Genomic DNA, 24,418 nt, shown 5'->3' with positions numbered 1-24,418 from the left:
ATGAAAAAATAACGGGACGGCAAACAACCGAGGCCGCAATCCACATGGGTGAGCACCGCCGGCACCCGCTACCGTGGATCAGTGTGGGTCGAGCTATCAGGCGACGGCCAGCGCGTGAGGGACAGGTTTCAGCTGCGAGCAAGCCGGAAGGATCAGACTCGCTCGATCGCGAGCGCAAGGCCCATGCCCACACCAACACACAATGTGGCCATACCCCGCCGTCCCCCGCTTGCCTCCAGTTGATGGACCAGCGTCATGGCGAGACGCGCGCCCGACATGCCGAGTGGATGGCCGAGCGCGATCGCGCCGCCATTCGCGTTGACGTGCGGCGCGTCATCGGGAAGCCCCAGGCTGCGCATCACGGCGAGGGATTGGCTCGCGAAGGCTTCGTTCAATTCAATGGCATCGAAATCGGCCATCGCGAGGCTGAGCCGGCCCAGCAGCTTTTCCATCGCTGGCAGCGGGCCGATTCCCATGACGCGCGGCTCCACGCCCGCCGAAGCCATGCCGAGGATCCGGGCGCGCGGCGTGAGCCCATGTCGCCTGGCGGCGGATTCGCTGGCGACGAGCAGCGCGGCGGCGCCATCGTTGATGCCCGATGCGTTACCGGCGGTAACGCTGCCTTCCGGGCCGAATAGCGGCTTCAGCTTCTGCAGCACCTCGATGGTCGTGTCGGCGCGCGGATGCTCGTCACGCGAAACCTCGATCACTTCGCCCTTCTTCCGCCCGGGCACGGCAACGGGAATGATCTCGTCGGCGAAGAAGCCGCCTGCCTGCGCCCGCGCGGCGCGCTGCTGGCTGCGGAGCGCGAAAGCGTCCTGATCGGCACGGCTGATCCGATAGGCTTCGGCGACATTCTCGCCGGTGCGCGGCATCGTCTCGGTTCCGTAAAGCACGTCGAGCGCGGGATTGACGAAGCGCCAGCCCATCGTCGTATCTTCCAGCTTCTGGGCGCGACCGAAGGCGCTCTCCGCCTTACCCAGCACGAAGGGCGCGCGCGTCATGCTCTCCACGCCGCCGGCGATGGCGAGCGCCATCTCCCCGCCCCGGATGGCCCGCGCCGCCGCGCCGACTGCCTCGAGCCCGGAAGCGCACAGCCGGTTGATCGTCACGCCGGGAACGCCGAACGGCAGCCCCGCGAGCAGCAGGCTCATGCGTGCGACGTTGCGATTATCCTCGCCCGACTGATTGGCACAGCCATAGAAGACCTCCTCAATCGCTGCGGGATCGAGCTCCGGATTGCGCGAGAGCAGCGCTTTCATCGGCAGTGCACCCAGATCATCGGCGCGGATCTTCGCCAGTCCCCCGCCATAACGGCCGACGGGCGTGCGGATGGCATCGCAGAGGAAAGCCTCGGTCATCCTGATACTCCTCAGCCGGTCAGGGGAACGCCGGTCAGCGCGCGCAATTCATCCGTGCCGAGACCGTCCACCATTTCCACGATGCGTGCGCCGGCCGGCCCCAGATCGAACACGGCAATATCGGTGTAGAGCCGCGAGACGCAGCCCAGCCCCGTCAGCGGGTAGGAGCAATTCTCCACCAGCTTGCTCTCACCCTGCCTGGTCGACAATTCCATCATCACGAAGGTCTGTCGGGCGCCGATCGCGAGATCCATCGCGCCGCCCACCGCCGGGATCGCGCCCGCTTCGCCCGTATGCCAGTTGGCGATATCGCCCCGCGTAGAAACCTGGAATGCGCCGAGCACGCAGATATCGATATGACCGCCGCGCATCATCGCGAAGCTATCGGCATGATGGAAAAAGCAGCCGCCGGTCAGCAGCGTCACCGCCTGCTTTCCGGCATTGATCAATTCCCAATCCTCCTCGCCCGGCGCCGGCGCGGGGCCCATGCCCAGCAGGCCATTCTCGCTCTGCAGGAAGATTTCACGATCGATCGGCAGATAATTGGCAACCTTGGTGGGCAGGCCGATGCCCAGGTTCACATAGGCGCCCTCGGGAATGTCGAGGGCGACGCGGGCGGCCATCTGGTCACGGGACAGGCGGTTCATCTGATGCTCCAGATCAGGAGGCGGCGCGGATCGGTGAAAGCGGCACGACGCGCTGGACGAAGATGCCCGGCGTCACGACGACTTCAGGATCGAGACCGCCAAGCGGAACGACATCGGAGACCTGCGCGATCGTTGTCTTCGCGGCCATCGCCATGATCGGGCCGAAATTGCGCGCCGTCTTGCGATAGACGAGGTTGCCCCAGCGATCGCCCCTGTGCGCCTTGATCAGCGCGAAATCGGCGTGGATCGGATATTCGAGCACATAATGCCGCCCGTTTATCTCACGGGTTTCCTTCCCTTCGGCGAGGATCGTGCCATAGCCGGTGGGCGTGAAGATCGCGCCCAGCCCCGCCCCCGCCGCCTGGATGCGCGCCGCCAGATTGCCTTGCGGCACCAGTTCCAGCTCGATCTCCCCCGCGCGATAGGCCGCATCGAAATGGTGCGAATCCGTCTGGCGCGGGAAGGAGCAGATGATCTTGCGCACCCGTCCCGCCTTGATGAGCGCGGCGACGCCGGCCTCACCATTGCCGGCATTGTTGTTGATGATCGTGAGATCTCCAACGCCGCGCGCGATCAGAGCATCGATCAGTTCGTCCGGCATACCCGCCGTGCCGAAACCGCCGATCATCACCGATGCGCCCTCGCCGATATCCGCGACTGCATCGCCCGGAGCGATCCATATCTTGTCGATCATTATCCTACTCCGGCAGGCGGGACGCAGGATCGTCCACCTTGGGCCATTGAACGAATTCGATCAGATTGCCCTCATTGTCCCTGATGAAGGCTGCGGCGCGGCCGTTGGGCAGATCCTTGATCCACACGATATCGGCGCCTTTGGCGCGCAACCGTTCGATCGTGGCGCGGACGTCCGCCACGGAAAATGCAACATGCTTGTTGCCAAGCGTCTGCACGTCATCATCCGGCACGGACCGTTCGGCCGACTTGGCCCTGGGCCGGGGGACTTGGAACAGCTCCACATGAAGCGCGCCATTGCGGACGATCGCGATCTCGGACGGGATCGCCTCCAGCCGGTAACGTCGCTCCAGCGTGAAGCCGAGCATCTCCTCCCACCATCCCAGCGCCGCATCCATATCGGCCACGCTGACGCCGACATGGTGAAACCAAAATTCATTCATTCCCGGCCCCCTCCCGCCGCAACCAGCGCGCGCATCGCGGCAAGGCCCGGCATGTGCGAAGCGGTGCCGCCATCGACCACAAAATTGGCACCGTTGATGTAGCGCGCCGCATCCGAGACGAGGAAAGCGACCATCTCCGCCACATCCCCGGGCGTGCCCAGCGCCGGAGCCAGCGTCTCCTCCGCGACGATACTGCGGAAGACCGGGGGCACCTTGTCGATCACACCCGCCGTCACGATCAAACCCGGCGAAACCGTGTTGGCGCGGATGCCGGACGGGCCGTGACTGGCGGCGATCGACCGTGTGAGCTGAATCAGCGCCGCCTTCGAGGCGCTGTAGGCGATGCCTGTAAGACCGCCCTGCATGCCGCGATTGGATGCCATGTTGACGATCGCTCCGCCGCCGGCCGCCAGCATGTGCGGGATGGCGGCTTGCGCGGCGAGCATCGCCCCGCGCACATTGACGGCGAAGGCCCGATCCCAGGCGGACGTGCCCGTCGAGAGGATATCGCCATCGGCGGCCGACTGGGCCGATGATTGATCGGCGGCATTGTTGTGCAGGATATCCAGCCGGCCGAAACGCCGCACGGCCCCGGCGATCATCGCCGCGACCGATGCCTCATCGGTGAGATCGACGGCGAACGGCGCGACACCATCATCCGACAGGGCCGCGCAACCGGCGATATCGATATCGGCCGCCAGCACGTGTGCGCCCCGCGCGCGCAGCAGCCGCACGGCAGCCCCGCCAATCCCGCCAGCGGCCCCCGTCACGATCGCGACGCGACCCGCCAGAGACAACCGGCCCGCTTCGTCAGATGGGCTCACGGATGACCCGCCCGAGCGATGCGGAGAGCGCGCGCTGCTCCGCGAGCGGGGTATCGGCCTGTTCGAGATCGCCGATCTTCACCGACCCCTCGAGGATCGTGCGACACCGCTCGAAGCGACGCGCAGTAAACGCCGGAAACAGCGTTTCGACATCGTCGATCAGGCCGACCAACTCGCCAAGCACCACCGCATCCTCGATGGCGAGGCCCGCGCCATAACCGACATGCGGGGTGGTCGCGTGCGCGGCATCGCCCACCAGCAGGACACGCCCCCGGTGCCAGGGCGGCGTCACCAAAATCACCTCAAGCGGACGATAGTTGATAAGCGATTCCCCACCAAGTTCCTCCGCGATCGTACGAAAATGGCCCCCGAATTTCGCCAGCCGCGCACGCAACAGCGGCAGCCAGTCCTCCTGCGCCATCCAGGGATTGCCGTGCGCGGATTCGAGGAGATAGACATACATCAGCGCATCGCTGATCGGATTGAACCCCGCCTTGGATGTCCCGTTCGAGTAGACCCAGGTCGCGGTGACGTCCTTTGGCCGCGGCACGACGGCGCGCCAGCACCCCTGCCCCGTGAAGCGCGGCTTCGGCGCATCCGGCATGATCATGGCGCGGGTCCGCGAGAAGAGGCCATCGGCGCCGAGCACGAAGAGATAGTCGCGCACCCCACCGTCCGATGTGGTGACGGCAACACGATCAGGCCCTTCCTCGAAACGCTCGGCGGTGACGCCACTGCGCATATCGATGCCCGCCGCGACGATCGCCTCACGCATCACCTCGTGCAGCCTCGGCCGCAGAATACCGCCCATATTGGGAATTCCGTTGGCATAGATCGGCGCGCTCGACCCCTCGCTCACGACATGGCCCTCCGCGTCGCACAGCCGCACCGGACCGATCGACGCGAAGCCGGCCGCCTTCACTTCCTCCAGCAGCCCGAGATCGGCGAGCGCGCGCATCGCTCCTCCATTGAGCGTGAGGCCGGCTCCAAGCGCATTCCACCGGGGATCGATCTCGATCATCTCGACCGGCTGCCCCGCCCGATGCAGCGCGAGCGCGCACGCCATCCCGCCGATACCGCCGCCAATCACCAGAACTTTCAGTCGATCCTGCATCACCCGCCCCAGCCAGTGCTTCTTGTATGAGGCAGACCCTATCGAGGCGGATGCGCGCGACCAACGACGCCATCCGTATATCAGCCTTCCCCGATCATCGAATGGAAGGGAGAGATCAGGCCGACATAGGCTTGCCGAGAAAGCCTTCGAAGCGCCCCTTCGGATCATGCTGCCGCCGGAGCCGCTCCAGCTTGGCAAAGGCCTCCGGAGTGAAATAGCGCTGGGGGTGGTGGAGCATGTTCTCATCGTTGAGCTGACCACCCAGCGAAATATCGTCCAGTTCCTTCATCCGCGCCGGCGGCCACGCCTCCATCGCCTCATCCTCGGCCGGGTCCCTCCACAGCGTATAGGTGCCGACATAGATCGGCCCCTGCATCGACAGCGCCATGTCGATCGAAAAAGGCTTGATCGGGCCCCAGGCGAACCAGAAGGTATGGGTGTGCGGGCTCGGGAGATCGAGGAACACCTTGCGTAGCCGGGGAACGAGCTTTTCGGTGGGCGCGTCGGTGTAGAAATTGTCGGCGGCGAAGCGATAGCCTGCGGGATCTGCCTTGAAGCCGCTGTCATAGCGCGCCTCCAGCGTGGTGGGCGCCTTATCGACGACGAAGTTCGCCTTGTCCTTCACCGGGCAGCTGTCGAACAGGGCCAGCGCCGCATCGGCCTCCGCCTCGTCGTCAGTCAGCACCAGCGCCGCGGCGGTAATCCGCGTCGAGACGGGCTCGCCCGTCTCGCGGCTGTTCGCTGTCGTCGTCATGACCATTTCCATATGAGGCGGGATGCGCGGCACGAGATCGCACGCCCAGGCCATCAGTTCATCAAACACGCCATGCGCATCATCGAAGCTCAGTACACTCGCCTTCCACACCTTGGGCCGGTCGTGGGCCTGGATCTGCATGCGCGTCACGACTCCGAAGAAGCCCGCGCCGCCGCCGCGCGCCGCCCACCAGAAATCGCTGTTCCGATCCTTGTCGCACCGAAGCAGCTCGCCATCGGCGGTCACGACATCGAGCGCGATCACCTGCCGTGCGCCATTGCCCCACAGGCGCGAATTCCAGCCGAAACCGCCGTTCATCGAGAAACCGCCTATTCCCGGAGAGGGATGATGCGCGGTGGGGATGATCAGGCCATAATCCTTGAGCTGGGCGTTGATCGTCGATCCGATCACGCCAGGATTGACCCACAAAGTCTTGCTCTCCGGATCGACGCTGATCTCCTGCATCTTCGACATGTCGATCATCAGCACGCCATCGCGGATATGCGCGGAAGACCAGCTGTGCCCGCCGGAACGGGTAGTGACCCTGAGATCATGCTGCCCGGCGAACTTGACCGCCGCAACCACATCCTTGTCGGTCTCCGGCAGGACGATCACCTGCGGATAGCGTCTGGGCTTGTTCGCGCGATAGGCGGCGCGACCGCGCGCCATTTCATAGGCCTCGTCACCCCGCCAATAGACATCCCCTTCCACCGCATCGTTGAGCGCCTGCTTCGTATCGGGGGAAAGCGGGCGGCCACGGCCATCACAGGCCACGAGCAGTCGGGAAAGACCCGCCACCGCCCCGGCGCCGGCCATGCCCTTCAGCACGCTCCGCCGCTCCACCGTACCGACCATATCCATCCTCTCCCATTCGCTTTAAATTAGCGTATCGAATAATTTCGTGGACGAAAAGCCGGAGCCTCCGTAAATTCGCGGCCAAGGCTCATCACGGCCCGAACGGAAGGAGAGATTGCCCGGTGAGGATCGCGCTCGCGCTCGCGCTGATGGGAAGCATCCTCGCCGCAGGTTGCCAGAAAGCACCGGGCGAGACTGCCGCCGACACCGAAGGCGCGCCGCGCCCGGACGTGGACAAGAATCTCACGCTCGATACCACGCTGGTCGCACATCAATGCTCCAACTGCCACGCCGTCGATTATATGCGCGTGGGGCCGCCGATCATGTCGATCCGAGCGGCCTTCCCCTCCCCCACTCCCGGAGATGTGGACCGGCTGAAGCAGAGCATCCTCAAGGGCAGCGTGGGTAAATGGGGCGAGGCGACCATGCCGCCGCAGACCCAGGTTACGCCCGAGCAAGCGAATGCGATCGTGGCGATCTTGCTGGCTCACCCTCCGGCGAAATGATCAGACGGCCATCGCCTGACGATCATCCAGCCTTTCGCGCATTGCCCATAGCCCACGCGCGGCGATCGCGAAGCCGCACATCACCAGCGCCATTCCTTCCGCCGTGCGTGCGCCGGCGAACGTGACCAGCGCGCTCGACAAGGATCCGCTGCCGAACTGGATGACGCCCAGCAGCGAGGAAGCGATCCCGATCCGGTCCGTCGCCATCATGGCCGAGGCGGCGCCGTTCGGCAGCATGAAGCCAACACATGTCGTCATCACAACCAGCACCGTGCACAGCAGATAGGGATTGATCGCGGTTGCCGCGATCATCGCCAGCCCGGCCAGGATGGCGATTGTCCCTGCGGTGCGCATGATCACGCGCCCGCTGTAGCGGAGGAGCAGCCGCCGGTTGGCCTGCCCGCCCCCCATCATCCCGATCATCGCGAGGGTGAAGATGATCGTGAAGCCCATCCGCCCGAACCCGAAACGCTCCATGAGGAGCAGCGCGGATCCCGTGACATTCGCGAACAATATCCCAGAGACGCATCCCGTTGCGAGCGCGGCCGTGAGGAAGCGCGGGTGGATGACCAGCCCACCAAAACCGGCCAGCGTCGCGCCGAGGCGAAGCCGCCCAGTACGCCTTTCGGGCGGCAGGGATTCGGGCAGGACGAGAGCAATCGCCGTGAGACAGACAAGTCCGAGCGCCGCGAGCACCGCGAAGATGAGACGCCAGCCCCCTATGAGGATAATGCCGGTGCCGAATATTGGCGCGATCAGGGGCGCGGCAAGGCTGACCACCGACAGGATGGAGAAAAGATCGGCCAGATGCCGCTCGTCGAACAGATCCCGCACCATCGCGCGGCTGAGCGTGAGCCCGCTCGCCGCCCCCATCGCCTGCACCAGCCTCAGCGCGTTGAAGCTGATCAGGTCGTGCGACAGCAGGCAGAGCAGGCTGGCGACCATGTAGAGCGTGGCGCCCGTGAGCAGCATCGTCTTGCGACCGAAGCGATCGCTAAGCGGACCATAGAGCAACTGGCCGATCGCCATGCCGAGCAGGAAGACGGAGAGCGTGGATCCCGCGCCCGCCGCATCGGTATGGAGATCGTGGCGAAGCGCGGGCAAGGCGGACAAATACATGTCCATCGCCAGCGGCCCGAAACTGCCCACGAGCGCTAGGACGGGGATCAGCCCTTTCGACGCGGGATCGCCGCTCAATCGGCAGTCCATCCGCCATCGACGACGAGGCTGGTGCCAGTGACGAGCGCCGAAGCATCGGTGGCGAGAAACAGCGCCGCGCCCATGAGATCCTCGACGGTGCCGAGTCGGCCCAGTTTGATCTTGGCCAGCACGCTCGCCTTGAAGGCCGGGTCTTCGAAAAAGGGTCGCGTCATCGGCGTTTCGATGAAGGTCGGCGCGATCGTGTTGGATCGGATGCCGTGCGGCGCGAGATCCAGCGCGAACGCCTTGCTCATTCCCTCGATCGCCCATTTAGAAGCGCAGTAAAGGGAGCGGTTCGGGCCGCCGACATGCCCCATCTGGCTGCCGATATGGATGAGACTGCCGGCTACGCCCTGCGCCAGCATCCGCCGCACACAAGCCTGTGCGACGAAGAAGGCCGCCTTCACGTTGAGATCGAGCACGGCATCATAATCCGCCTCGCCCACGTCCTGCATCGGCTTGGGCCGGTTGGTGCCGGCATTGTTGACGAGAATGTGGAAGGCTGGCCGGCCATCGAAGAAAGCGGACACCGCCGCCGAATCCGAAACGTCGAGCATCGCCGCCTCGGCCTCTCCTCCGGCAAGGCGGATCGCCCCGGCCCCAGCCTCGATCTCGGCGGCCGTGCGTGCGGCGAGCGTCACGGCCGCGCCGGCATCGGCCAGAGCGACCGCCAGCGCGAGCCCGATCCCGCGCCCGGCCCCCGTCACCAGGGCGCGGCGGCCATCCAGGCGGAAGCTGGGCGTGCGGGGGAGTTCCATCCTCATTCCGCGGTGATGAGTGGCTCGGCGCGGCCGGCATAGGGAACATCGCGATGGCCATAACGCCGCACGCGGATGTTCGCCTGCTCGCCATGGCCGGCGAAACCTTCCAGCGCGCACAGGCGGCTGCAATATTCGCCGATCATCGCGCTCGCCTCATCGGTCAGCACCTTCTGATAGGTGCAGGTCTTGATGAACTTTCCGACCCAGAGGCCGCCCGTATAGCGCGCCGCCTTCTTGGTCGGCAGCGTGTGATTGGTGCCGATCACCTTGTCCCCGTAGCTGACGTTGGTGCGCGCACCGAGGAACAGGGCGCCGTAATTGGTCATGTTCTTCAGGAAATAATCGGGGTCGGCGGTCATCACCTGAACATGTTCGGAAGCGATGTCGTCGGCGATCCTGACCATCTCCTCATAGCTGTCGGCGACGATCACCTCGCCATAGGTCTCCCATGCCTTGCGGGCATAATCGGCGGTCGGCAGGATCTGCAGGAGCCGCTCGACCTCCGCCATCGTCTCCCGCGCGAGCTTTTCCGAATTGGTGAGCAGAACGGCGGGGCTGTCCGGCCCATGCTCGGCCTGGCCCAGCAGGTCCGTGGCGGCAAGTTCGCCGTCACAGCCGATCTCGTCGGCGATGACGAGCGTCTCCGTCGGCCCGGCGAACAGATCGATGCCCACGCGGCCGTAGAGCTGGCGCTTGGCCTCCGCGACGAAGGCGTTGCCCGGGCCGACGAGGATATCGACTGGCCGGATCGTCTCCGTGCCGAGCGCCATCGCGCCAATAGCCTGGATACCGCCGAGCGCATAGATTTCGTCGGCCCCTGCCATGACCTGCGCGGCCACGATCGCGGGGGCCGGCTTGCCCTGGAAAGGCGGGGCGCAAGTGATCACGCGCGGCACGCCGGCCACCTTGGCGGTGATCACGGACATATGGGCGGACGCCAGCAAGGGATATTTGCCGCCGGGCACATAGCAGCCGGCCGCATTGAGCGGCAGATTCTTGTGGCCCAGGACGATGCCGGGCAGCGTCTCGACCTCGACATCCTTTATGCTGTCGCGCTGGATCTGCGCGAAGTTGCGCACCTGCGCCTGCGCGAATTCGATATCCTTCAGATCCTGCCCGGAAAGCTGATCCAGACAATCCTGTTTTTCCTGCGCGGTCAGCACATAGCTCTCGCGATCCCACTTATCGAACTTGATCGAAAGATCGCGCACAGCCGCGTCGCCGCGCGTTTCGATGTCCGCCAGCGTGGCTTCGACGATATCGCGGACCTTGCGATCCCCCTCGGCACGAGCCTCGGCCGTCGCACCACGCTTCAGATAGGTTGCCATGACGTGAACTCCTTGGAATCGGTGGCGCGCCGCAGGGCGATCAGATCCGCCACCGCGAATGTCAGTAGATGCTGGGAACGTCTTTCCCGTCCTTGCCCAGATGGCGGCACGCCTCGAGGCTCGCCTCGTCGGGATCGAGTTGCACATCGTAAGTCGCGGGCTTGTGCGCGAAGAAGCCGGACGAAGACGATCCCCAGATCGTCGCGCCGAACGCCATCTCCCACACGCGCGGGATCCACGCGTCATCGAGATAATCGGAATCCGCGTGATATTCGGCGTCGCCGCCGGCCGGGCACGGAAAATAATAATACATGGCAGACGAGATGCGATGCCGGTTGAGCGCCGCGGCGAACGGACGGACGTTCGACCAGCCCTTGTCCTGCATGTAATTGGCGCCGACCATTACCTCGTCCACGTCCTCGCAGCCGAAGGCGATATGCGCATAGCCACGCTTGCCGCGCGTGCCCGGATGCTGGGTGGTCAGCCAGAATAAGGTATGATGCTCATAGGTTCCGTTCGCACGGGCGAAGATGCCGTTCGCCTTGGAATGATCGGTCATTCTGAAATCGAGCCGGTCACGATAGAATTCATAGGCCTCGACATAATTGTCGGAAAAATAAACGATGTGGTTGATCGTCTTCGGGCGGGCACGCATCCGCCATTTGCGATGCTGGTTCAGCCGCACGATATGATCCGGCGCGTTGACGGGATCGGGGCGACACATCACGGGCCGCTTCGCCCAGATGCGCAGCCCCATCGGATTGCCGTCCGGATCGATGAAATGCGCTGTGCCATCCGCATCGCGCCAGACCTCGCGATCCACCGCGATCCGCGCGACGAGCTTTTCCAGATTTTCGGCCGTATCAACGCCCAGGAAGCATTCCCGCACGCCCGAGCCCTGGAAATGGGCCGGCGGCAAATCGGGATCGTCGATGGCACGAACGATGATGCGAGATCCCGAAGGCAGTTCCCACACCGGCTCGTCGATCGACCGGTCCGCACGGACCAGACCATAATCGTCCCAGAAACGCGTGCAGAGCGCGACGTCATCGACGCCATAAACGACGCTTTCGATACCGAGTATCGCCATGGAAAATCCTCTCTGCGGGCGTCGGCCTGATGTGCTGCGCCTCGCGCCCTCTCCATCGATGAATGGATCGGCCGTCGCCGCGAGACAAGAAAAAAATTATCACATGCGCTAATTAGTCAGATATACAGTTTGCGCACTAGGCAGTCAGCCCAGGCATGTGGAAAACCGGACAACCCGGGCATAAGGGAGAGGATCTTGGCACGCAGCGAATTCACGCGACCTGCAATTCTGGCTGCGCTGGGAGCCTGGTTCGGCTTTCTCACCGGGCCGAATGTGATGGTCGCGGCCACCAACAGCAATTTCCTGCGCATCCTGCCCGAAGCGCTGCACACCAATCGCACGATGCTTTCGACCGCGCTGGCCGTGGCGCTGTGGCTCAACGCCATCTGCGTGCCGATCGGCGGACGGCTGGTCGACCGGTTCGGCCTGCGCAAGGTGGTGCTGCCCGGCATCGTGCTGTTCAGCATCGCCTATCTGCTGCTCAGCCAGGTGACCAATGCGTGGGAATTCCTGCTGGTGCAGATCCTGATCGCGGTGCCTGTCTCCATGCATGCCTCGCCCGCTTATGCGAAGCTGATCTCGCTATGGTTCGATCGGCATCGCGGTTTCGTGCTGGGCCTCGCTGTCGCGCTGGGCGCCGGCCTCGGCCAGACGATCATGCCCAAGGTGACGCAGGCGCTGATCAACACATATGGCTGGCGTGGAGGCTTTATTGGCATCGCCCTGATCGTGCTCGCCATCGGTTTCCCGGCAGTGGCGCTGCTGGCGCGAACGCCGAAGGCCATGCTCGTCGCGGATCACGCGGCAAGCTCCGGCGAGCAGGCCGAAACCGAGCAGCGGGCCCGCTTCGGCCAGCAAGGCTATACGCGCGGGGAAGCCTTGCGCCAGCGCACCTTCTACCAGCTCTTCGCCGCGATCATGTTCGGATCCATGGCGCTGCTCGCCACGATGGCGCACGCAGTGCCGCTGCTGACCGAGCGTGGCCTGAGCGTGAGTGACGCGACGACGGTAATGAGTTGCGCCTTCGCGGGCGTGATCGTCGGCCAGTTCTCGTCCGGCTTCGTGATCGATCGGCTGAACACGCCGCGCGTACTGACGCCCTATTTCGCCTCCGCGCTGATCGGTGTTGTGATACTCTACAGCGCGCACGACAAGCATATCCTACTGCCTGCGGCGGTAATGATGGGCCTCGGGCTCGGCGGGGAGATCAGCCAGAATGCCTATCTCGTCTCGCGCTATTTCGGGCTGAAGGCGTTTGGCGCCATCTATGGCCTGACCTTCGCCGCCAGCGCACTGGGCAACGGGACGGGCGTGATCCTGCTGGGCTATCTGCGCGATCTTTCGGGCAGCTACGACATTTGCCGCTATCTAACCGGCGGCGCGATGACGGCGGCACTGATCTGCGTGACCTTCCTGCCGAAATTCGTCTTCTCGAGCCCCAAGGCGGCCGCCCGCTGACCCTTCAGACCTTCGGCTTGGGCGTCGTATAGGCGTCCATGCCGATGAACATGTAGGCGAAGCGCCAGAGACCATCCTGCTTGCGCAGGCGCGTCGTGTAGATGACGGTCGCGCCGAGCGTGAGGCCATCGGCGGCGACGGTGACGATCGCGTAAGCGAGCGCCGTCGCAACATCGCCCGTTACCTCCTCGACCAGCACATTGCTGAAGCAGTGACGGCGCTGGTCGCGCTGCTGGGAGAAGGCGCTGGTGAAATTGTGCATGACCGCCGCATGCCCCTTCACCGACTGGAAGGGCTTGGCCGATCCCTCGGCGACGTCGACCACAACATCCTCGGTGAAAAGCCCGGCGAGCACCGCGTCGCGCCCCTCGTCATAGGCGATGCCGTAACGGCCAAAGGCCTCCTGAATCATCAGCATGTCGATCGCGTCCGCGACGGGCGGACGATTTCCCCGCAGGGCGATCTTGCCGTCGAGATGCGCCCATGCCTGACGCGGGCTGGTCCGCGCACCGACCGGAGGGGCACCCCGTGCCACACCGGCATAGACTGCGCCCGCGACGCCCGCGACCGCAGCGAGCAATGTCCGCCGTCCGATATCCGCCTGAATCATGATGCCCTCTCCCTCGACGCGGGGCTTCATCCCATCAATTTCAGAAGATTGCCGCCGAGCAGCGCCGCGCGGTCGGACTCGTCCAGGCCGGGAAGCGCCGAAACCAAGCCGTGAATATCGTAATGGCCCATGTCGAACGGATAATCCGTGCCGATCACCACATTGCCGATCCCGACGCGCTCAATCAGCAGCGCCAGATCCTTCGCCTCGAACACGAGGCTGTCGAAATGGAGCCGGGAGAGATAGGAACTGGGCTTGTGGCAGCAGGTGCGCGCGTCGCGCCGCTGCGCCCAGGCATGATCCGCCCGCCCGAGATGCGCGGGCAGATAGCCGCCGCCATGCGCCGCTACGATCTTCAGCCCCGGATGGCGATCCAGCACGCCGCCGAAGATCAGGTGCGACAGCGCCACCGCATGTTCCACCGGCTGGCCGACATGATTGGAAAGATAGGCAGGTGCCAACCTCTCATCGAGCGAACAGCCCATCGGATGAATGAAGATGATGGCGCCCAACTCCTCGGCAGCCGTCCAGAAGGGATCGAAGGCCCGGTCGGACAGATCCTTGCCGGCGATCACCGAACTGATCTCGACGCCCCGGAAACCGAGCGCCTTCACCGCATGACGCAATTGGTCCACCGCCAGCGCCGGATGCTGCAATGCGACCATACCGAGGCCACGGAGGCGATCGGGTGCACCCGCGCACAACTCCGCAAGACCTTCATTCTGGATCGAGACAAGCTCAGCGGCGAGATCGACGGGCGCCCAGTAATGATATTGGTTCGGTGACGGGCTGACGAGCTGGATGTCCACACCCATCACGTCCATGTCCACGAGACGCCGGGCCAGCTGTGTCATTGCCGGAAATGCCGCAGGGATCATCACCTCGCGATTATAGTCGACCGTGTCCTGCCCCATCGTGCGCAGGCGGAAGTCCGCCTCGCCTGCCCGCTCGGGCCGTGCGGCCGTGCGCTTTTCCACCTCCGGAAACATCGCATGGGCGTGAATGTCGATCGTCAGCAGGGGCTTGCCGTCGCCGCCGACGATCCGGGGTGACGGCGGCGATGTGGGAACATCGCCGGGGCCAATCACGCCTTCCGCCATCGCCTTGCCCTCAATCGAGGCGATAGGTGTCGTCGCCCGATGCCCCGCCGACCATGTCGAACAGATAGGCGCCGCGCGATTCCAGGATCGGGAAGGAGGCGAAGCCGTTCACGATCGTATGTTGGGTCGGCAATTGTTCGAAGGTCGGCCGCGCCCATTCGACGCCGCCCCTGCCCGAAAGGTAACGGGTCGTCTTCACCCCGCTCCAGGCGGGCGGCGTCAGCGTGGCATAGTTGGCGTCCGCCTCCTCGCCCCATTTCTTGCCGGGGCGCGGCGTCGCCGGAATATATTTCCAGGAGAGCAGGCCTCGATTGTCAGGATTGCCCTTGGGCGCCGGCGTTTCGATGAGATCCTCGGCCCAGAGCTTGGCGAACGGGAAGCCGCGCCAGCTCATGCTGGCATGCCGGCGGCCGTTGAAATCGCTGATCTCGGGAATGTCGCAGAAGAGCTTGTTGTGTCCCAGTTCCTCACGGCCGGTGGTGATCGGATCGGACAGGCTTTCCCAGCGCGCCATCAGCAATGTGCCGGGCACGTCACCCTCCGTTTTCGATGCATAGATTGCGGGAATCTTGACGTCGAACATGTTGTAGCCGCCGCCGGCGAGCCAGGAGAAACCCGTCATGTAGATCGCCTCGACCGTCACGACCGGATCGCCCCATATGGAGAAGCCCTCGGGCAGGACGGCCTCGATCGCCGCCTTGTCGCTCAGGTAGCGGGTGCCGAGCGTGCTGCGCACCGGCTCCCGCGCGAAATCCTGCGGCACGCCTTCGGGCGTCCAGCGCGGACAGGGGTTCGGCCCGAAGAAAACGGGCATCCGATAATATTTTCCGGGCTCGCGCGGGAAGGACATCGGTAGAATTCCTTTGGGGATCAGTTGCCGGGGATCGGCTCGTTGAAGACCGCGCCGGTGCGAAGCTCCAGATTTTCGGGAAGGATTTCGCGCAGTTCCGGCGCGAAATCGCCCGAGACCAGGATGAAGGCCATGCGGCACACCTTGTCCGATCGATTTTCCCACGCATGATCGGTGCCGCGCTGGACGACGACCGTGCCCGGCGTGAGCAGGACTTCGCTGTCGTCGAGGATCATGTAGATCTCGCCATCCAGCACCAGGCCGTAATCGATCGACGTGGTGCGGTGCATCATCTTGTGGCGGCCGTCCGCGCGCGGCGGCAGCTTGTCGATGTGGCCAGGATAGAAATCGTTGAAGCGGAACTTGGTGCCACCCGGCGGCGGCGGCGTGACGAGCGGACCGTCGGTCGGCTCCGGCTCCTCCGCGGTAATCGTAGCCGGCACGGTTGGCGTGTTCCAGATCTCGAAGAAATCGACGCCGGTGCCGCGATCACGAATGTTGGGGGGCGTGCCATCAGACAGGATGATCGACCTGCCGGAGGCATCATGGCCGGTCACGATCCGGCGGGCTGGTCTGGGCAAGGTCGGTCTCCCCTCTGTCTTTATTCGAAATCGTAAAGTCGCGCCGGATTAGCGACGAGGATCGCCTCACGCGTCCCCACATCCGGAACCGCGATGGCAAGCAGATCGATCAGATCGCCATCGTCGGGCATGATCGGCGTATTGGGATGCGGCCAGTCCGTGCCCCAGAGCGTGCGCTCCGGCGCGGCATCGGCGAGCGCGCGCATGAAACGCACGCCGTCCTCGAGCCGTTCGGCACCGACGACGCGATCGGCCGCCGATATCTTGACGTGGCACCGGGGTGTCGCGGCCAATTCCAGCAGCTTCGCGAAGCCCGGCTGATCCGTGCCGAGCGCCGCATTTGGCCGCGCCATGTGATCGATCACATAGGCGCAGGGCAGGCTCGCCAGAAAATCCGATCGCGCGAGGAAAGACTGGTCGTCGAAATGAAAGACGAGGTGCCAGCCATAGCGCTTCACCCGATCATAGGTGCGGCGGATCTCGTCCGGCGCGGGGAAGATGCCGAGCCGACCGACGAAATTGAAGCGCGCGCCGCGAAAGCCCGCGACATGCATCCTCTCCAGCGCCGCATCGTCCAGACTGTCGTTGACGAGGCCCACGCCGCCATAGCGCCCCGGTTCCCGCTCCAGCGCATCGACGATCGCCGCATGATCGGTGCCGTAGACGACCGGTTGCACGAACACGGCCCGTTCCAGCCCGAGCCGATCCGCCATCGCGCGATACCGTTCCAGCGGCAATTCGGCGGGCTCGTAAGGCCGGGGCTGGACATAAGGGAAGCGCGCGACCGGCCCGAAGATATGGCAATGCGCGTCGCAGGCACCAGCCGGCACCGAAAGGCGCGTCGGTGCATGGGGCGCGGGATGCGGCGGCGGCAGGGAAGGAAGCGCCACGATCAGCCCGCCAGCACGCCGCCGTCGATCGGGAAGTTGGCGCCGGTGACCCAGGTGGATTCATCGGAGGCGAGGTAGAGCGCCCCGTAGGCGATATCCTCGGGCTCGCCCAGGCGCTTGATCTGCAAGCGCTGGAGGATGCGATCCGCGATCGCACCCGTGCTGGTGCCGGCACCTTGCGTCGAGGGGGTCTTCACCATGCCGGGCGAGATCGTGTTGCAGCGTATGCCGTGCGGGCCGCCCTCGATCGCGATCTGGCGGCTCATCGCCAGCACGGCGGCCTTGCCCGCACAATGCGCGACCATACCGGTGTTGGTCGATCCGCGAAACGCATTGACGCTGGCGAAATTGATGATCGATCCGCCGCCATGCCCGACCATCCAGGGCCAGGCCGCCTTCACCGCGAGGAAGACGAGATCAACCTCGCCCACCATCGTCGGTACCCATTCCGCGTCATAGTCCAGCTCGGCGACGGGCTTCATGTGCGGCGGGATGGCGGCGGCGTTGACGAGTATGTCGATCCGGCCGTGCTTGCGGCCCGCGTAGTCGATATAGCGCTGAACATCCGCCGGCTTCGTGAGGTCGATCGGATGGACGCTCTCGAAATCCAGCCCTTCGGCCTGTGCCGTGGCAACGGCCGCCTCCGCCCATTGTTCGGAAATGTCGCAGCCGATCACCGTCGCGCCCTCGCGCGCGAACATCAGGCCGATGCCCTGGCCGATGCCCGCGCCTATGCCGGTCACCAGCGCGATCTTGCTCTGCAGCCGCCCCGCCATATCGATGCCTCCCTTCCCGTGCCGCTTCAGATCAGGTCGGCCATCGTCATGAAACGAGTCTGGAGATAGGGTTCGATCGCCTCCGATCCGCCCTCGAAGCCATAGCCCGAATCCTTCATGCCTCCGAAGGGCGTTTCCGGATGGCCGAGGCCGAAATGGTTGAAGGAGATCATCGCGCTCTCCACCTTTTCCATCACCTCCCTTGCCGTCTGCGAGGAGGTGGTGAAGGCATAAGCGGAAAGACCGTAGGGGAGACGATTGGCCTCGCGATAGGCGGCCTCGCGGCTGTCGAAGCGATTGATCATCGCGATCGGGCCGAAGGGCTCCTCATTCATGAGTTGCGCGTCCAGAGGCACATCCGTGAACACGGTCGGCTCGAAGAAAAAGCCCTGATTGCCGATGCGGCGGCCGCCCGTGCGCAGCGTGGCCCCCTTGGCCAGCGCATCGGCGGTGAAACGCTCCATCGCCTCGACCCGGCGGATATTGGCAAGCGGGCCGGTGGTGGTGGCGGGATCGAGCCCCGCCCCGGGCCTGAGCGCGGAGGCAGCCTCCACGAACGCCTCCGCGAACGGCTCGAAACTGTCGCCCTCGATCAGAAAGCGGGTGGGATTGATGCAGCTCTGGCCGGCGTTGCGGAACTTGTTGCCCGCCAGTGCCCTGGCCGCCGCAACCGGATCGGTATCGTCGAACACCAGCACCGGCGCATGGCCGCCAAGCTCCATCGTGGTGAGCTTCATATTCTTGCCGGCCAGAGAGGCGAGATGCTTGCCCACGATCGTAGAGCCGGTGAAGCTGATCTTCCGCACAATGGGATGCGGGACGAGATATTCCGAGATTTCCGATGGAGTGCCGTAGACCAGGTTGACCGAGCCGGCGGGTGCGCCCGCATCGACGAAAGCACGAACCAGCTCGGCACAGGAGCCCGGCGCCTCCTCCGGCCCCTTCACGACCAGCGCGCAGCCCGCCGCGAGCGCACCGGCTACCTTTCGGACGATCTGGTTGACCGGGAAATTCCACGGCGTGAATGCCGCGACCACGCCCACCGGCTCGCGCAGCACCAGATTCGTGATGTTGGGCGCGCGCCCCGCAATGGTGCGGCCATAGATACGCTGTGTCTCGCCAGCCATCCAGTCGCACGCCTCGGCCGCGCGTTCGACTTCGCCGCGCGCCTCGCCGATCATCTTGCCCTGCTCCAGCACCATCTGGGTGGCGATATCCTCGGCACGCTCGCGCAGCAGACGGGCGGCCCCGTTCAGCACTCTGGCGCGGCCGAGCGGCGGCACCCGGCGCCATTCCGCCAGCCCCTTCTCGGCGGCCGTCAGCGCCCGATCGAGATCGGCGATAGCAGCATGGGCCACGGTCCCGATCGGCTGGCCGGTCGCGGGATTGACTACCGGCAGCGTGCGGCCTTCCGTCGCATCGGCCCAGACCCCGTCGATCAGAAGCTGCACACTGCGATAGCTGGGCGCCTCGGCCATTATCTCTCTCCGGAAAAAACGGTCTTGGGACCGGCGTTGTCCGGCGGATATTAGCGCCTCCGATAATTGTCAACGAAACGGCCCCGGCGGAATTGGTAATTCTCTTATGCATTCCACGGGGGAGGTGGCGGGGCGCGACGCGGCCTAAAGTCCGCCGCCAGACATGGGGAGGATTGCGTGAAGTTCGTGCTGTTCACCGTCGCGGGCGGGACCCCGCATGCCGGAATCCTGACCGATGCGGGCGTTATCGACGCCTCGTCCTTGGTGCCCGACGGCCATACGCCGCAGCTTACGATGATCGGCCTGATCGATGCCTATGACACACTCAAGGCTCCGCTCGAGGCGCTTGCCTCGAGTGCCGTCGTCCTCCCGCTGGAAAGCGTGCGCCTGCTCGCGCCCCTGCCCCGCCCGGGCAAAATCGTGAACTGCCTCGCCAATTACTGGGAGCATGCCCAGCGGGAAGCGCGGCCTCTCAACATGTTCATGAAGAATCCGGATGCGGTGATCGGCCCGGGCGACACGGTGGAGCTTCCCGACTTCACCGAACCCTATGCCTTCATGCACGAAGCCGAGCTGGCGCTGGTGTTCAGGGGCCCCGCCAAGAAGGTTTCCCAGGCCGACTGGCGCAAGGCCATTTTCGGCTACACCTGCCTGATCGACGTCACCGCCCGCGAGAGCGGGCGGCGGACGTGGCGCAACAACAGCTGGATGGGCAAGAGCTTCGATACGTTCGCGCCGATCGGCCCCTGCATCGTCACCGCCGACGAGATAGAGGAACCCAACGATCTGTGGGTCCAGTTCTGGAACGACGGCCAGTTACGCCACAACTACATGACCGACGATATGGAGCATCGCGTGCCCGAGATCGTCGAATGGATCACCACGATCATGACGATGAATTCGGGCGACGTCGTCGCCTGCGGCACCAATCATGAGGGGCTGGGCTTCATCCAGGACGGCGAGACGCTGAAGATCCAGATCCACGGCATCGGCGAGATGGAGGTGAAGGTCCGTGATCCGCTGAAACGCGAATGGGAGCGCGGCGTCTATATGGGCGAAGGCTCCACCCATCACGATGCGGTCCGTCGCCATCGCCCCGATGCGGTTTTGACGCCCTCGGTCGTGCCCGACCATGATTGACGCCCTCTTCTCCCGCCTTCCGCTGGGCAGCGATGCCGAGAATGGCGACATCCAAGCGCTGATGCGGGACCAGGGCGGCGGGCGGCGGCTCGTTTCCGCCGTGCCGCCGGCCGAGGTGGCAATCTTCTCATGTGATGGGGAGGTCGCCGGCCATCACCTGGCGTCGCCCGGGGCGGCGACCTATGTGCTCGAACAGGTCAGCGATACAGGAGCCGCGACCGAAGCGCCTGGCGCGCTGATGCTCGTCGCCTTCAACGTTCCGCCCGATATGACCGCCGAAGTCGATCGCTGGTATGACGAAGAACATATCGGACTGCTGATGAAGGCGGATGGCTGGCTGCGCGCGCGTCGCTATCGCGTCTTGTCGCACGATGGCGGGCCGCGCTGGACGAGCATGGCTTTTCACGATCTGCGGGATGTCTCCGTCATGGATTCGCCGGAACGCGCCTTCGCGCGATCGACGGCCTGGCGTGCAGAGTTGGAGAAGGGCGCGTGGTTTCAGGCGGCGGGGCGCGGCGTCTTCCGCCCGCTCCGCTGAGATGCGGACGCGGAAATACCGTGCATGATGAGATCGCACACGAAATCGGTGTAGCTCGCGCGAAGCTCTTCCTTGTCGATCGGGCGTCCGCGCGCGATTTCCAGTTGGTGCCGCGCGGCAGGCAGGAATTCGGCCATGCCGACAATGACGGTGTAGAGCATCGCCGGATCGAGATCACGGAAGGTGCCGTCAGCGACACCGGCGCTGAGGATGCGCCCATAAGCGGTGGTGCCGTTGAACGTTGCCTGCGAAATCAGGGCGCGCGCCGCCGGATCGGAGGATTCTCCCATTTCGTTGACCATGAGCTGATGAAAGTTTGGGAAACTGTCGTTCAGTTCGATGATCGCAGCGATGCGAGCGAAGAGACGGCTGCGCGGGCTTCCATCAGAATCGGCCGCCGCCTGCTCGACGCGCGCGCTCAGACGCGACATCATCCGTTCCGCGGCTGCCACCAGCAGGCGCGCGCGATTCTTGAAATAATAGCGGATCAGCGACGGATGCACCCCGGTCGCCCGGGCGACGGCGATCGGCGTGATCGCGCTCGGCGGCGTCGTCCGCAGCAGATCGATCGTCGCGTCGATCAACGCATCCTTGCCGACGGCATTGCCCTCGCCTTCACCACCGCTGCGCGGCCGCCCTGGCGTCCGGCTCGCTTTTGCCAACGTAAGTCCCCCAAAACATTGCTCGCTCTGCCCGCCATTTGCCGCGCGGCAGGCGAAGCTGCAACACTATTGACGCTAACGCGAATTTCGGAGCTTTTGTGGTGAACTTTCCTGCCCTGAACCCCGTCGAGGGAGCTGATCGCTTTCCACCGACGGACCCGGCCGACTGGGACGATGCGATGCGCGCCGCCGCCGCGGCCCTGATCGCCACACCGCGCGGCGAGGTCCGGGGGCCGTTCGTGCCGCTGCTACGCAGCCCGGATCTCCTGGACAGGACCCAGAAGCTGGGCGAGTTCCTCCGCTATCGCTGCGGCGTGGAGGAGCGCCTGCGGGAATTCGCGATCTGCGTGATCGCGCGCCTGTGGAGCCAGCCTTATGAATGGCGGGCGCATGCGCCGCTTGCGGCCCGGGCCGGCGTAGCGCAGGCGACGCTGGCGGCGCTGCGCGACGGCCGCGCCGCACCGGACATGCCGGCCGACGAACGGCTGATCCTCGACTTCTGCACCGCGCTGGATGCCGATCGCCGCATCGATGACGATCTCCATACCCGCACGGTGGCGATTCTGGGCGAAAGCGGCACGATCGAACTGGTCGGCCTTTGCGGCTATTATGCCTTGCTTGCGATGGTGATGAACGTCGCGCGGACGCCCTATTCCGGCGTCGCCTTCGAATTCCCGGTCGATGGCTCGACCGGCAGATAAGCGGGCATCTCGTCCCCGGCATGTCGCTCGGGCAAGTGCCGGATGAGATCGGACAGCAGTCGCGCTATCTTGCGGATCGCCAGCGTCGCCGGGCGCTGATTGGAGCGAACGAGCACCAGCACCATATCCATCGGCGGATCGGAGATCGCAGCGGCGCTGAGCAGGCCAGCCGCCACATCATCGCGAACGGACATGCGCGTCGTGATCGAATAGCCGAAGCCCGCTGCGACGAGCTGGCGCTGCGTGGCCGGAGGATCGACCTGTGTCGCGAAGCGGAGCGGCACTTCCGCCCGCCGCGCCGTCTGCTCGACGAGCATCCGCACCGCGTTGGGAGGCTTGGCCATGATCAGCGGAAGTGCGGACAATTCGGACAGTGCGACGCTCCGCCGGCTCGTGACGGGATCGCCTGCCGACCCCACCACGCACATGGGCAGCGTTAGCAAAGCCTCCTCGGTCGAGAGCAGCGCGCCCTGTTCGCGCAGAACGAGCGCCAGATCGATGCGCCCGACCGCGACCTGTTCGGCAAGCTGGCCGCCCGAAGCCTCGGTCAGATGCAGGTCGATCCCCGGAAACTGGGTCGTCGCGGCATGCACCAGTTCGGTAGCGATGCGGATCGAAGGCAGCAGGCCGACGCTGACGCGCCCGACCGGAACCCCAGCCTGCCCCTTTATATCCCGCATGATCTGATCGAATTCGGCGATCATCGCCTGCACGCGCGGCTGGATCGCCTGGCCGACCTCGCTCAGCACCACGCCCCTGCCGGTACGATAGAAGAGATGGCAGCCGCATTCGGTTTCAAGCGAATTGATGTGCCGGCTGATCACCGGCTGCGGCCGATTGAGAACCGTCGCCGCCTTCGAAAGGCTCCCCATCTCGCTGACGAGGAGGAACAGTTTCCATCGTTCGAGATCCAACGTCACCCTGTGCTCCAGCTGGCCCCGCCTCTCCGACGGGTGCCCATTATCCGATTATCCGCGCGATCATACTCCGCGCGCGATCCGCTTCCAGTGTGCGCCCGACGCTTTAGCCGCACTGTTGCCCCGCCATCACACCCCGGCACGGCGGGTGAAGAGCCGGCGGCCATTATCGTGGAAGACGGCGCGGCGGGCCGCCATGGGCAGATGGCCTGCCGACGCCCGCGCCCGGCCGATAAGCTCGGCATAGGAGCCGGGGGTATTGCCCATGTCGGAGCCCCACAGGATGCGCCCGGCACCGAACAGCCCGACCGCATGCGCCAGGAATGCGGCGGACGAGATACCCGCATCCTGCAGCTTGTCCATGTTGATCGTCGTGAACTTGAAGAAGATGTTCGGCCGGGCGGCGAGCGCGCGTAGCGGCGCATCGAGACCGAAATCCGGCGCGCCGTGCGCATCCGGCCAGTTCAGGTGATCGATCACGATCGGGACGCCGGGAAAGCGAAGGGCGAGATCGACATAGACCGGGAGCGCCTCCACCGGATGGCCGAAGGGATTGGTCATGATCTCCATGACGAGGCCCGTTTTCGCGGCGGTGTCCCACAGCCGCAGCGCGCGATCGGATGCCAGCCAGGGAAAGCCTCCGTCCGACGCCATCACGCCGGTGAGCCTCACTCCGGCCAGGCCGCGCGCCGCCAGATCGCGCACCGTGCCAGGTGTAGCATCGTCCTGCGCATCAAGGATCACGACGGGGAAGAAGAGATGCGGGTAATGCGCCGCGCTATCGAGGATATAGCGATTGTCGAGACCATAGGCGCCACGCTTCTGGATGGCCGCCAGCCCGTCCACCCCTTTCTGCTTCATCCAGCCGGCCATTGCTTCCGCCCCGGGCACTGGCCGCGCCGTGCCGAACTGGCGAAAGCCCATGCCGGGCAGGTTCGCGGTCGCGCCGGGTGCATCGGCGGGTACCTGCGGATAGCGTATCGTATCGGGGGAAACGAGATGCGCATGACTGTCGAACAGCGGCTCGCGCGATGCAGCAATGCGCGCATCCGCCATCGCCGCTCCGGCCCATGCCAGGCCCGCCGCGACCACCTCCCGCCGTCCAGGTCCGATCGATCGATCCTTCATCCTCATTCCTTGC

At 65.0% G+C, this 24,418-nt stretch carries 26 protein-coding genes; 5 read left to right on the top strand and 21 right to left on the bottom strand.

Annotation, left to right across the window (positions count from 1 at the left end; all coding sequences use genetic code 11):
- Positions 1-152: 152 nt before the first annotated feature.
- The 7 genes from pcaF to DI605_RS05290 all read right to left on the bottom strand — a co-directional run bounded on the left by pcaF (position 153) and on the right by DI605_RS05290 (position 6,697).
- Positions 153-1,361, bottom strand: a complete 1,209-nt coding sequence (gene pcaF / locus DI605_RS05320) for a 3-oxoadipyl-CoA thiolase (protein WP_293970107.1) — start codon at positions 1,359-1,361, stop codon at positions 153-155.
- A gap of 11 nt (positions 1,362-1,372) precedes the next feature.
- Positions 1,373-2,008: a 3-oxoacid CoA-transferase subunit B gene (locus DI605_RS05315; protein ID WP_293970104.1), complete on the bottom strand. Its 636-nt coding sequence runs from the start codon at positions 2,006-2,008 to the stop codon at positions 1,373-1,375.
- Between the two features lie 13 nt (positions 2,009-2,021).
- On the bottom strand, positions 2,022-2,702 hold the full coding sequence (locus DI605_RS05310; protein WP_293970101.1) for a 3-oxoacid CoA-transferase subunit A: 681 nt from the start codon (positions 2,700-2,702) through the stop codon (positions 2,022-2,024).
- Between the two features lie 4 nt (positions 2,703-2,706).
- Positions 2,707-3,144, bottom strand: coding sequence for a VOC family protein (locus DI605_RS05305; RefSeq protein WP_293970098.1), 438 nt, complete (start codon positions 3,142-3,144; stop codon positions 2,707-2,709).
- Positions 3,141-3,968 carry an SDR family NAD(P)-dependent oxidoreductase gene (locus DI605_RS05300; RefSeq protein ID WP_293970095.1) on the bottom strand — a complete coding sequence of 276 codons (828 nt, stop codon included), beginning with the start codon at positions 3,966-3,968 and terminating at the stop codon, positions 3,141-3,143. The genes DI605_RS05305 and DI605_RS05300 overlap by 4 nt, the downstream gene beginning before the upstream one ends.
- A complete protein-coding gene (locus tag DI605_RS05295; RefSeq protein ID WP_293970093.1) occupies positions 3,955-5,082 on the bottom strand; it encodes an FAD-dependent monooxygenase in 1,128 nt (375 codons plus the stop codon). The genes DI605_RS05300 and DI605_RS05295 overlap by 14 nt, the downstream gene beginning before the upstream one ends.
- A gap of 115 nt (positions 5,083-5,197) precedes the next feature.
- The gene (locus tag DI605_RS05290) at positions 5,198-6,697 is read right to left on the bottom strand and encodes an FAD-binding oxidoreductase (protein WP_293970090.1); all 1,500 of its coding nucleotides are present in this window, start codon (positions 6,695-6,697) and stop codon (positions 5,198-5,200) included.
- Between the two features lie 116 nt (positions 6,698-6,813).
- On the opposite strand from DI605_RS05290, the gene DI605_RS05285 reads away from it, so the two are divergent.
- Positions 6,814-7,197, top strand: a complete 384-nt coding sequence (locus DI605_RS05285) for a c-type cytochrome (protein WP_293970087.1) — start codon at positions 6,814-6,816, stop codon at positions 7,195-7,197.
- Here the strand turns inward: DI605_RS05285 and DI605_RS05280 are convergent, their stop codons facing one another.
- The 4 genes from DI605_RS05280 to DI605_RS05265 all read right to left on the bottom strand — a co-directional run bounded on the left by DI605_RS05280 (position 7,198) and on the right by DI605_RS05265 (position 11,576).
- On the bottom strand, positions 7,198-8,394 hold the full coding sequence (locus DI605_RS05280; RefSeq protein WP_293970085.1) for a multidrug effflux MFS transporter: 1,197 nt from the start codon (positions 8,392-8,394) through the stop codon (positions 7,198-7,200).
- Positions 8,391-9,155, bottom strand: a complete 765-nt coding sequence (locus tag DI605_RS05275; protein ID WP_293970082.1) for an SDR family oxidoreductase — start codon at positions 9,153-9,155, stop codon at positions 8,391-8,393. Before DI605_RS05275 ends, DI605_RS05280 begins: the two co-directional genes overlap by 4 nt.
- A 2-nt stretch (positions 9,156-9,157) precedes the next feature.
- A complete protein-coding gene (gene hisD / locus DI605_RS05270; RefSeq protein ID WP_293970080.1) occupies positions 9,158-10,486 on the bottom strand; it encodes a histidinol dehydrogenase in 1,329 nt (442 codons plus the stop codon).
- A gap of 61 nt (positions 10,487-10,547) precedes the next feature.
- The gene (locus tag DI605_RS05265; protein ID WP_293970077.1) at positions 10,548-11,576 is read right to left on the bottom strand and encodes a VOC family protein; all 1,029 of its coding nucleotides are present in this window, start codon (positions 11,574-11,576) and stop codon (positions 10,548-10,550) included.
- A 195-nt stretch (positions 11,577-11,771) separates the two neighbouring features.
- Here DI605_RS05265 and DI605_RS05260 point away from each other — a divergent pair, with 195 nt between their 5' ends.
- On the top strand, positions 11,772-13,034 hold the full coding sequence (locus DI605_RS05260; protein WP_293970074.1) for an MFS transporter: 1,263 nt from the start codon (positions 11,772-11,774) through the stop codon (positions 13,032-13,034).
- Between the two features lie 4 nt (positions 13,035-13,038).
- Here the strand turns inward: DI605_RS05260 and DI605_RS05255 are convergent, their stop codons facing one another.
- Genes DI605_RS05255 through DI605_RS05225 form a run of 7 tightly spaced genes read right to left on the bottom strand, consistent with a single transcriptional unit; the run spans position 13,039 to position 19,319 of the window.
- Positions 13,039-13,644, bottom strand: a complete 606-nt coding sequence (locus tag DI605_RS05255) for a nuclear transport factor 2 family protein (protein WP_293970071.1) — start codon at positions 13,642-13,644, stop codon at positions 13,039-13,041.
- Between the two features lie 26 nt (positions 13,645-13,670).
- Entirely contained in the window at positions 13,671-14,744 is a 1,074-nt protein-coding gene (locus DI605_RS05250) for an amidohydrolase family protein (RefSeq protein WP_293970068.1), read from the bottom strand.
- 10 nt (positions 14,745-14,754) lie between these two features.
- On the bottom strand, positions 14,755-15,594 hold the full coding sequence (locus DI605_RS05245) for an acetoacetate decarboxylase family protein (RefSeq protein ID WP_293970066.1): 840 nt from the start codon (positions 15,592-15,594) through the stop codon (positions 14,755-14,757).
- A gap of 20 nt (positions 15,595-15,614) precedes the next feature.
- Positions 15,615-16,175 (bottom strand): cupin domain-containing protein, encoded by a 561-nt coding sequence (locus DI605_RS05240; RefSeq protein WP_293970064.1) that lies wholly within the window; start codon positions 16,173-16,175, stop codon positions 15,615-15,617.
- Between the two features lie 20 nt (positions 16,176-16,195).
- Positions 16,196-17,065, bottom strand: a complete 870-nt coding sequence (locus tag DI605_RS05235; RefSeq protein ID WP_293970061.1) for an amidohydrolase — start codon at positions 17,063-17,065, stop codon at positions 16,196-16,198.
- Between the two features lie 2 nt (positions 17,066-17,067).
- Positions 17,068-17,841 carry an SDR family NAD(P)-dependent oxidoreductase gene (locus DI605_RS05230; protein WP_293970058.1) on the bottom strand — a complete coding sequence of 258 codons (774 nt, stop codon included), beginning with the start codon at positions 17,839-17,841 and terminating at the stop codon, positions 17,068-17,070.
- Between the two features lie 26 nt (positions 17,842-17,867).
- Complete coding sequence (locus DI605_RS05225; protein ID WP_293970055.1) at positions 17,868-19,319, bottom strand: NAD-dependent succinate-semialdehyde dehydrogenase; 1,452 nt, start codon at positions 19,317-19,319, stop codon at positions 17,868-17,870.
- 177 nt (positions 19,320-19,496) lie between these two features.
- Here DI605_RS05225 and DI605_RS05220 point away from each other — a divergent pair, with 177 nt between their 5' ends.
- Together DI605_RS05220 and DI605_RS05215 are read left to right on the top strand one after the other, a co-directional pair.
- Positions 19,497-20,459 (top strand): fumarylacetoacetate hydrolase family protein, encoded by a 963-nt coding sequence (locus tag DI605_RS05220; protein WP_293970052.1) that lies wholly within the window; start codon positions 19,497-19,499, stop codon positions 20,457-20,459.
- Positions 20,452-20,997: a DUF4286 family protein gene (locus DI605_RS05215; protein WP_293970049.1), complete on the top strand. Its 546-nt coding sequence runs from the start codon at positions 20,452-20,454 to the stop codon at positions 20,995-20,997. The genes DI605_RS05220 and DI605_RS05215 overlap by 8 nt, the downstream gene beginning before the upstream one ends.
- Here DI605_RS05215 and DI605_RS05210 read toward each other — a convergent pair.
- On the bottom strand, positions 20,958-21,659 hold the full coding sequence (locus DI605_RS05210; protein ID WP_293970046.1) for a hypothetical protein: 702 nt from the start codon (positions 21,657-21,659) through the stop codon (positions 20,958-20,960). The genes DI605_RS05215 and DI605_RS05210 overlap by 40 nt on opposite strands.
- Positions 21,660-21,760: 101 nt before the next feature.
- On the opposite strand from DI605_RS05210, the gene DI605_RS05205 reads away from it, so the two are divergent.
- Complete coding sequence (locus tag DI605_RS05205; RefSeq protein WP_293970043.1) at positions 21,761-22,360, top strand: carboxymuconolactone decarboxylase family protein; 600 nt, start codon at positions 21,761-21,763, stop codon at positions 22,358-22,360.
- Here DI605_RS05205 and DI605_RS05200 read toward each other — a convergent pair.
- Both DI605_RS05200 and DI605_RS05195 read right to left on the bottom strand, forming a co-directional pair.
- Complete coding sequence (locus DI605_RS05200) at positions 22,309-23,280, bottom strand: LysR family transcriptional regulator (protein ID WP_293970040.1); 972 nt, start codon at positions 23,278-23,280, stop codon at positions 22,309-22,311. The two genes, DI605_RS05205 and DI605_RS05200, sit on opposite strands and share 52 nt — an antisense overlap.
- Before the next feature lie 126 nt (positions 23,281-23,406).
- A complete protein-coding gene (locus DI605_RS05195) occupies positions 23,407-24,405 on the bottom strand; it encodes an amidohydrolase (protein WP_293970037.1) in 999 nt (332 codons plus the stop codon).
- Positions 24,406-24,418 lie beyond the last annotated feature (13 nt).

This window comes from Sphingomonas sp., assembly GCF_003248515.1.
Taxonomy (GTDB): Bacteria; Pseudomonadota; Alphaproteobacteria; order Sphingomonadales; family Sphingomonadaceae; genus Sphingomonas_I.
This window is presented reverse-complemented; position numbering and strand designations above follow the sequence as displayed.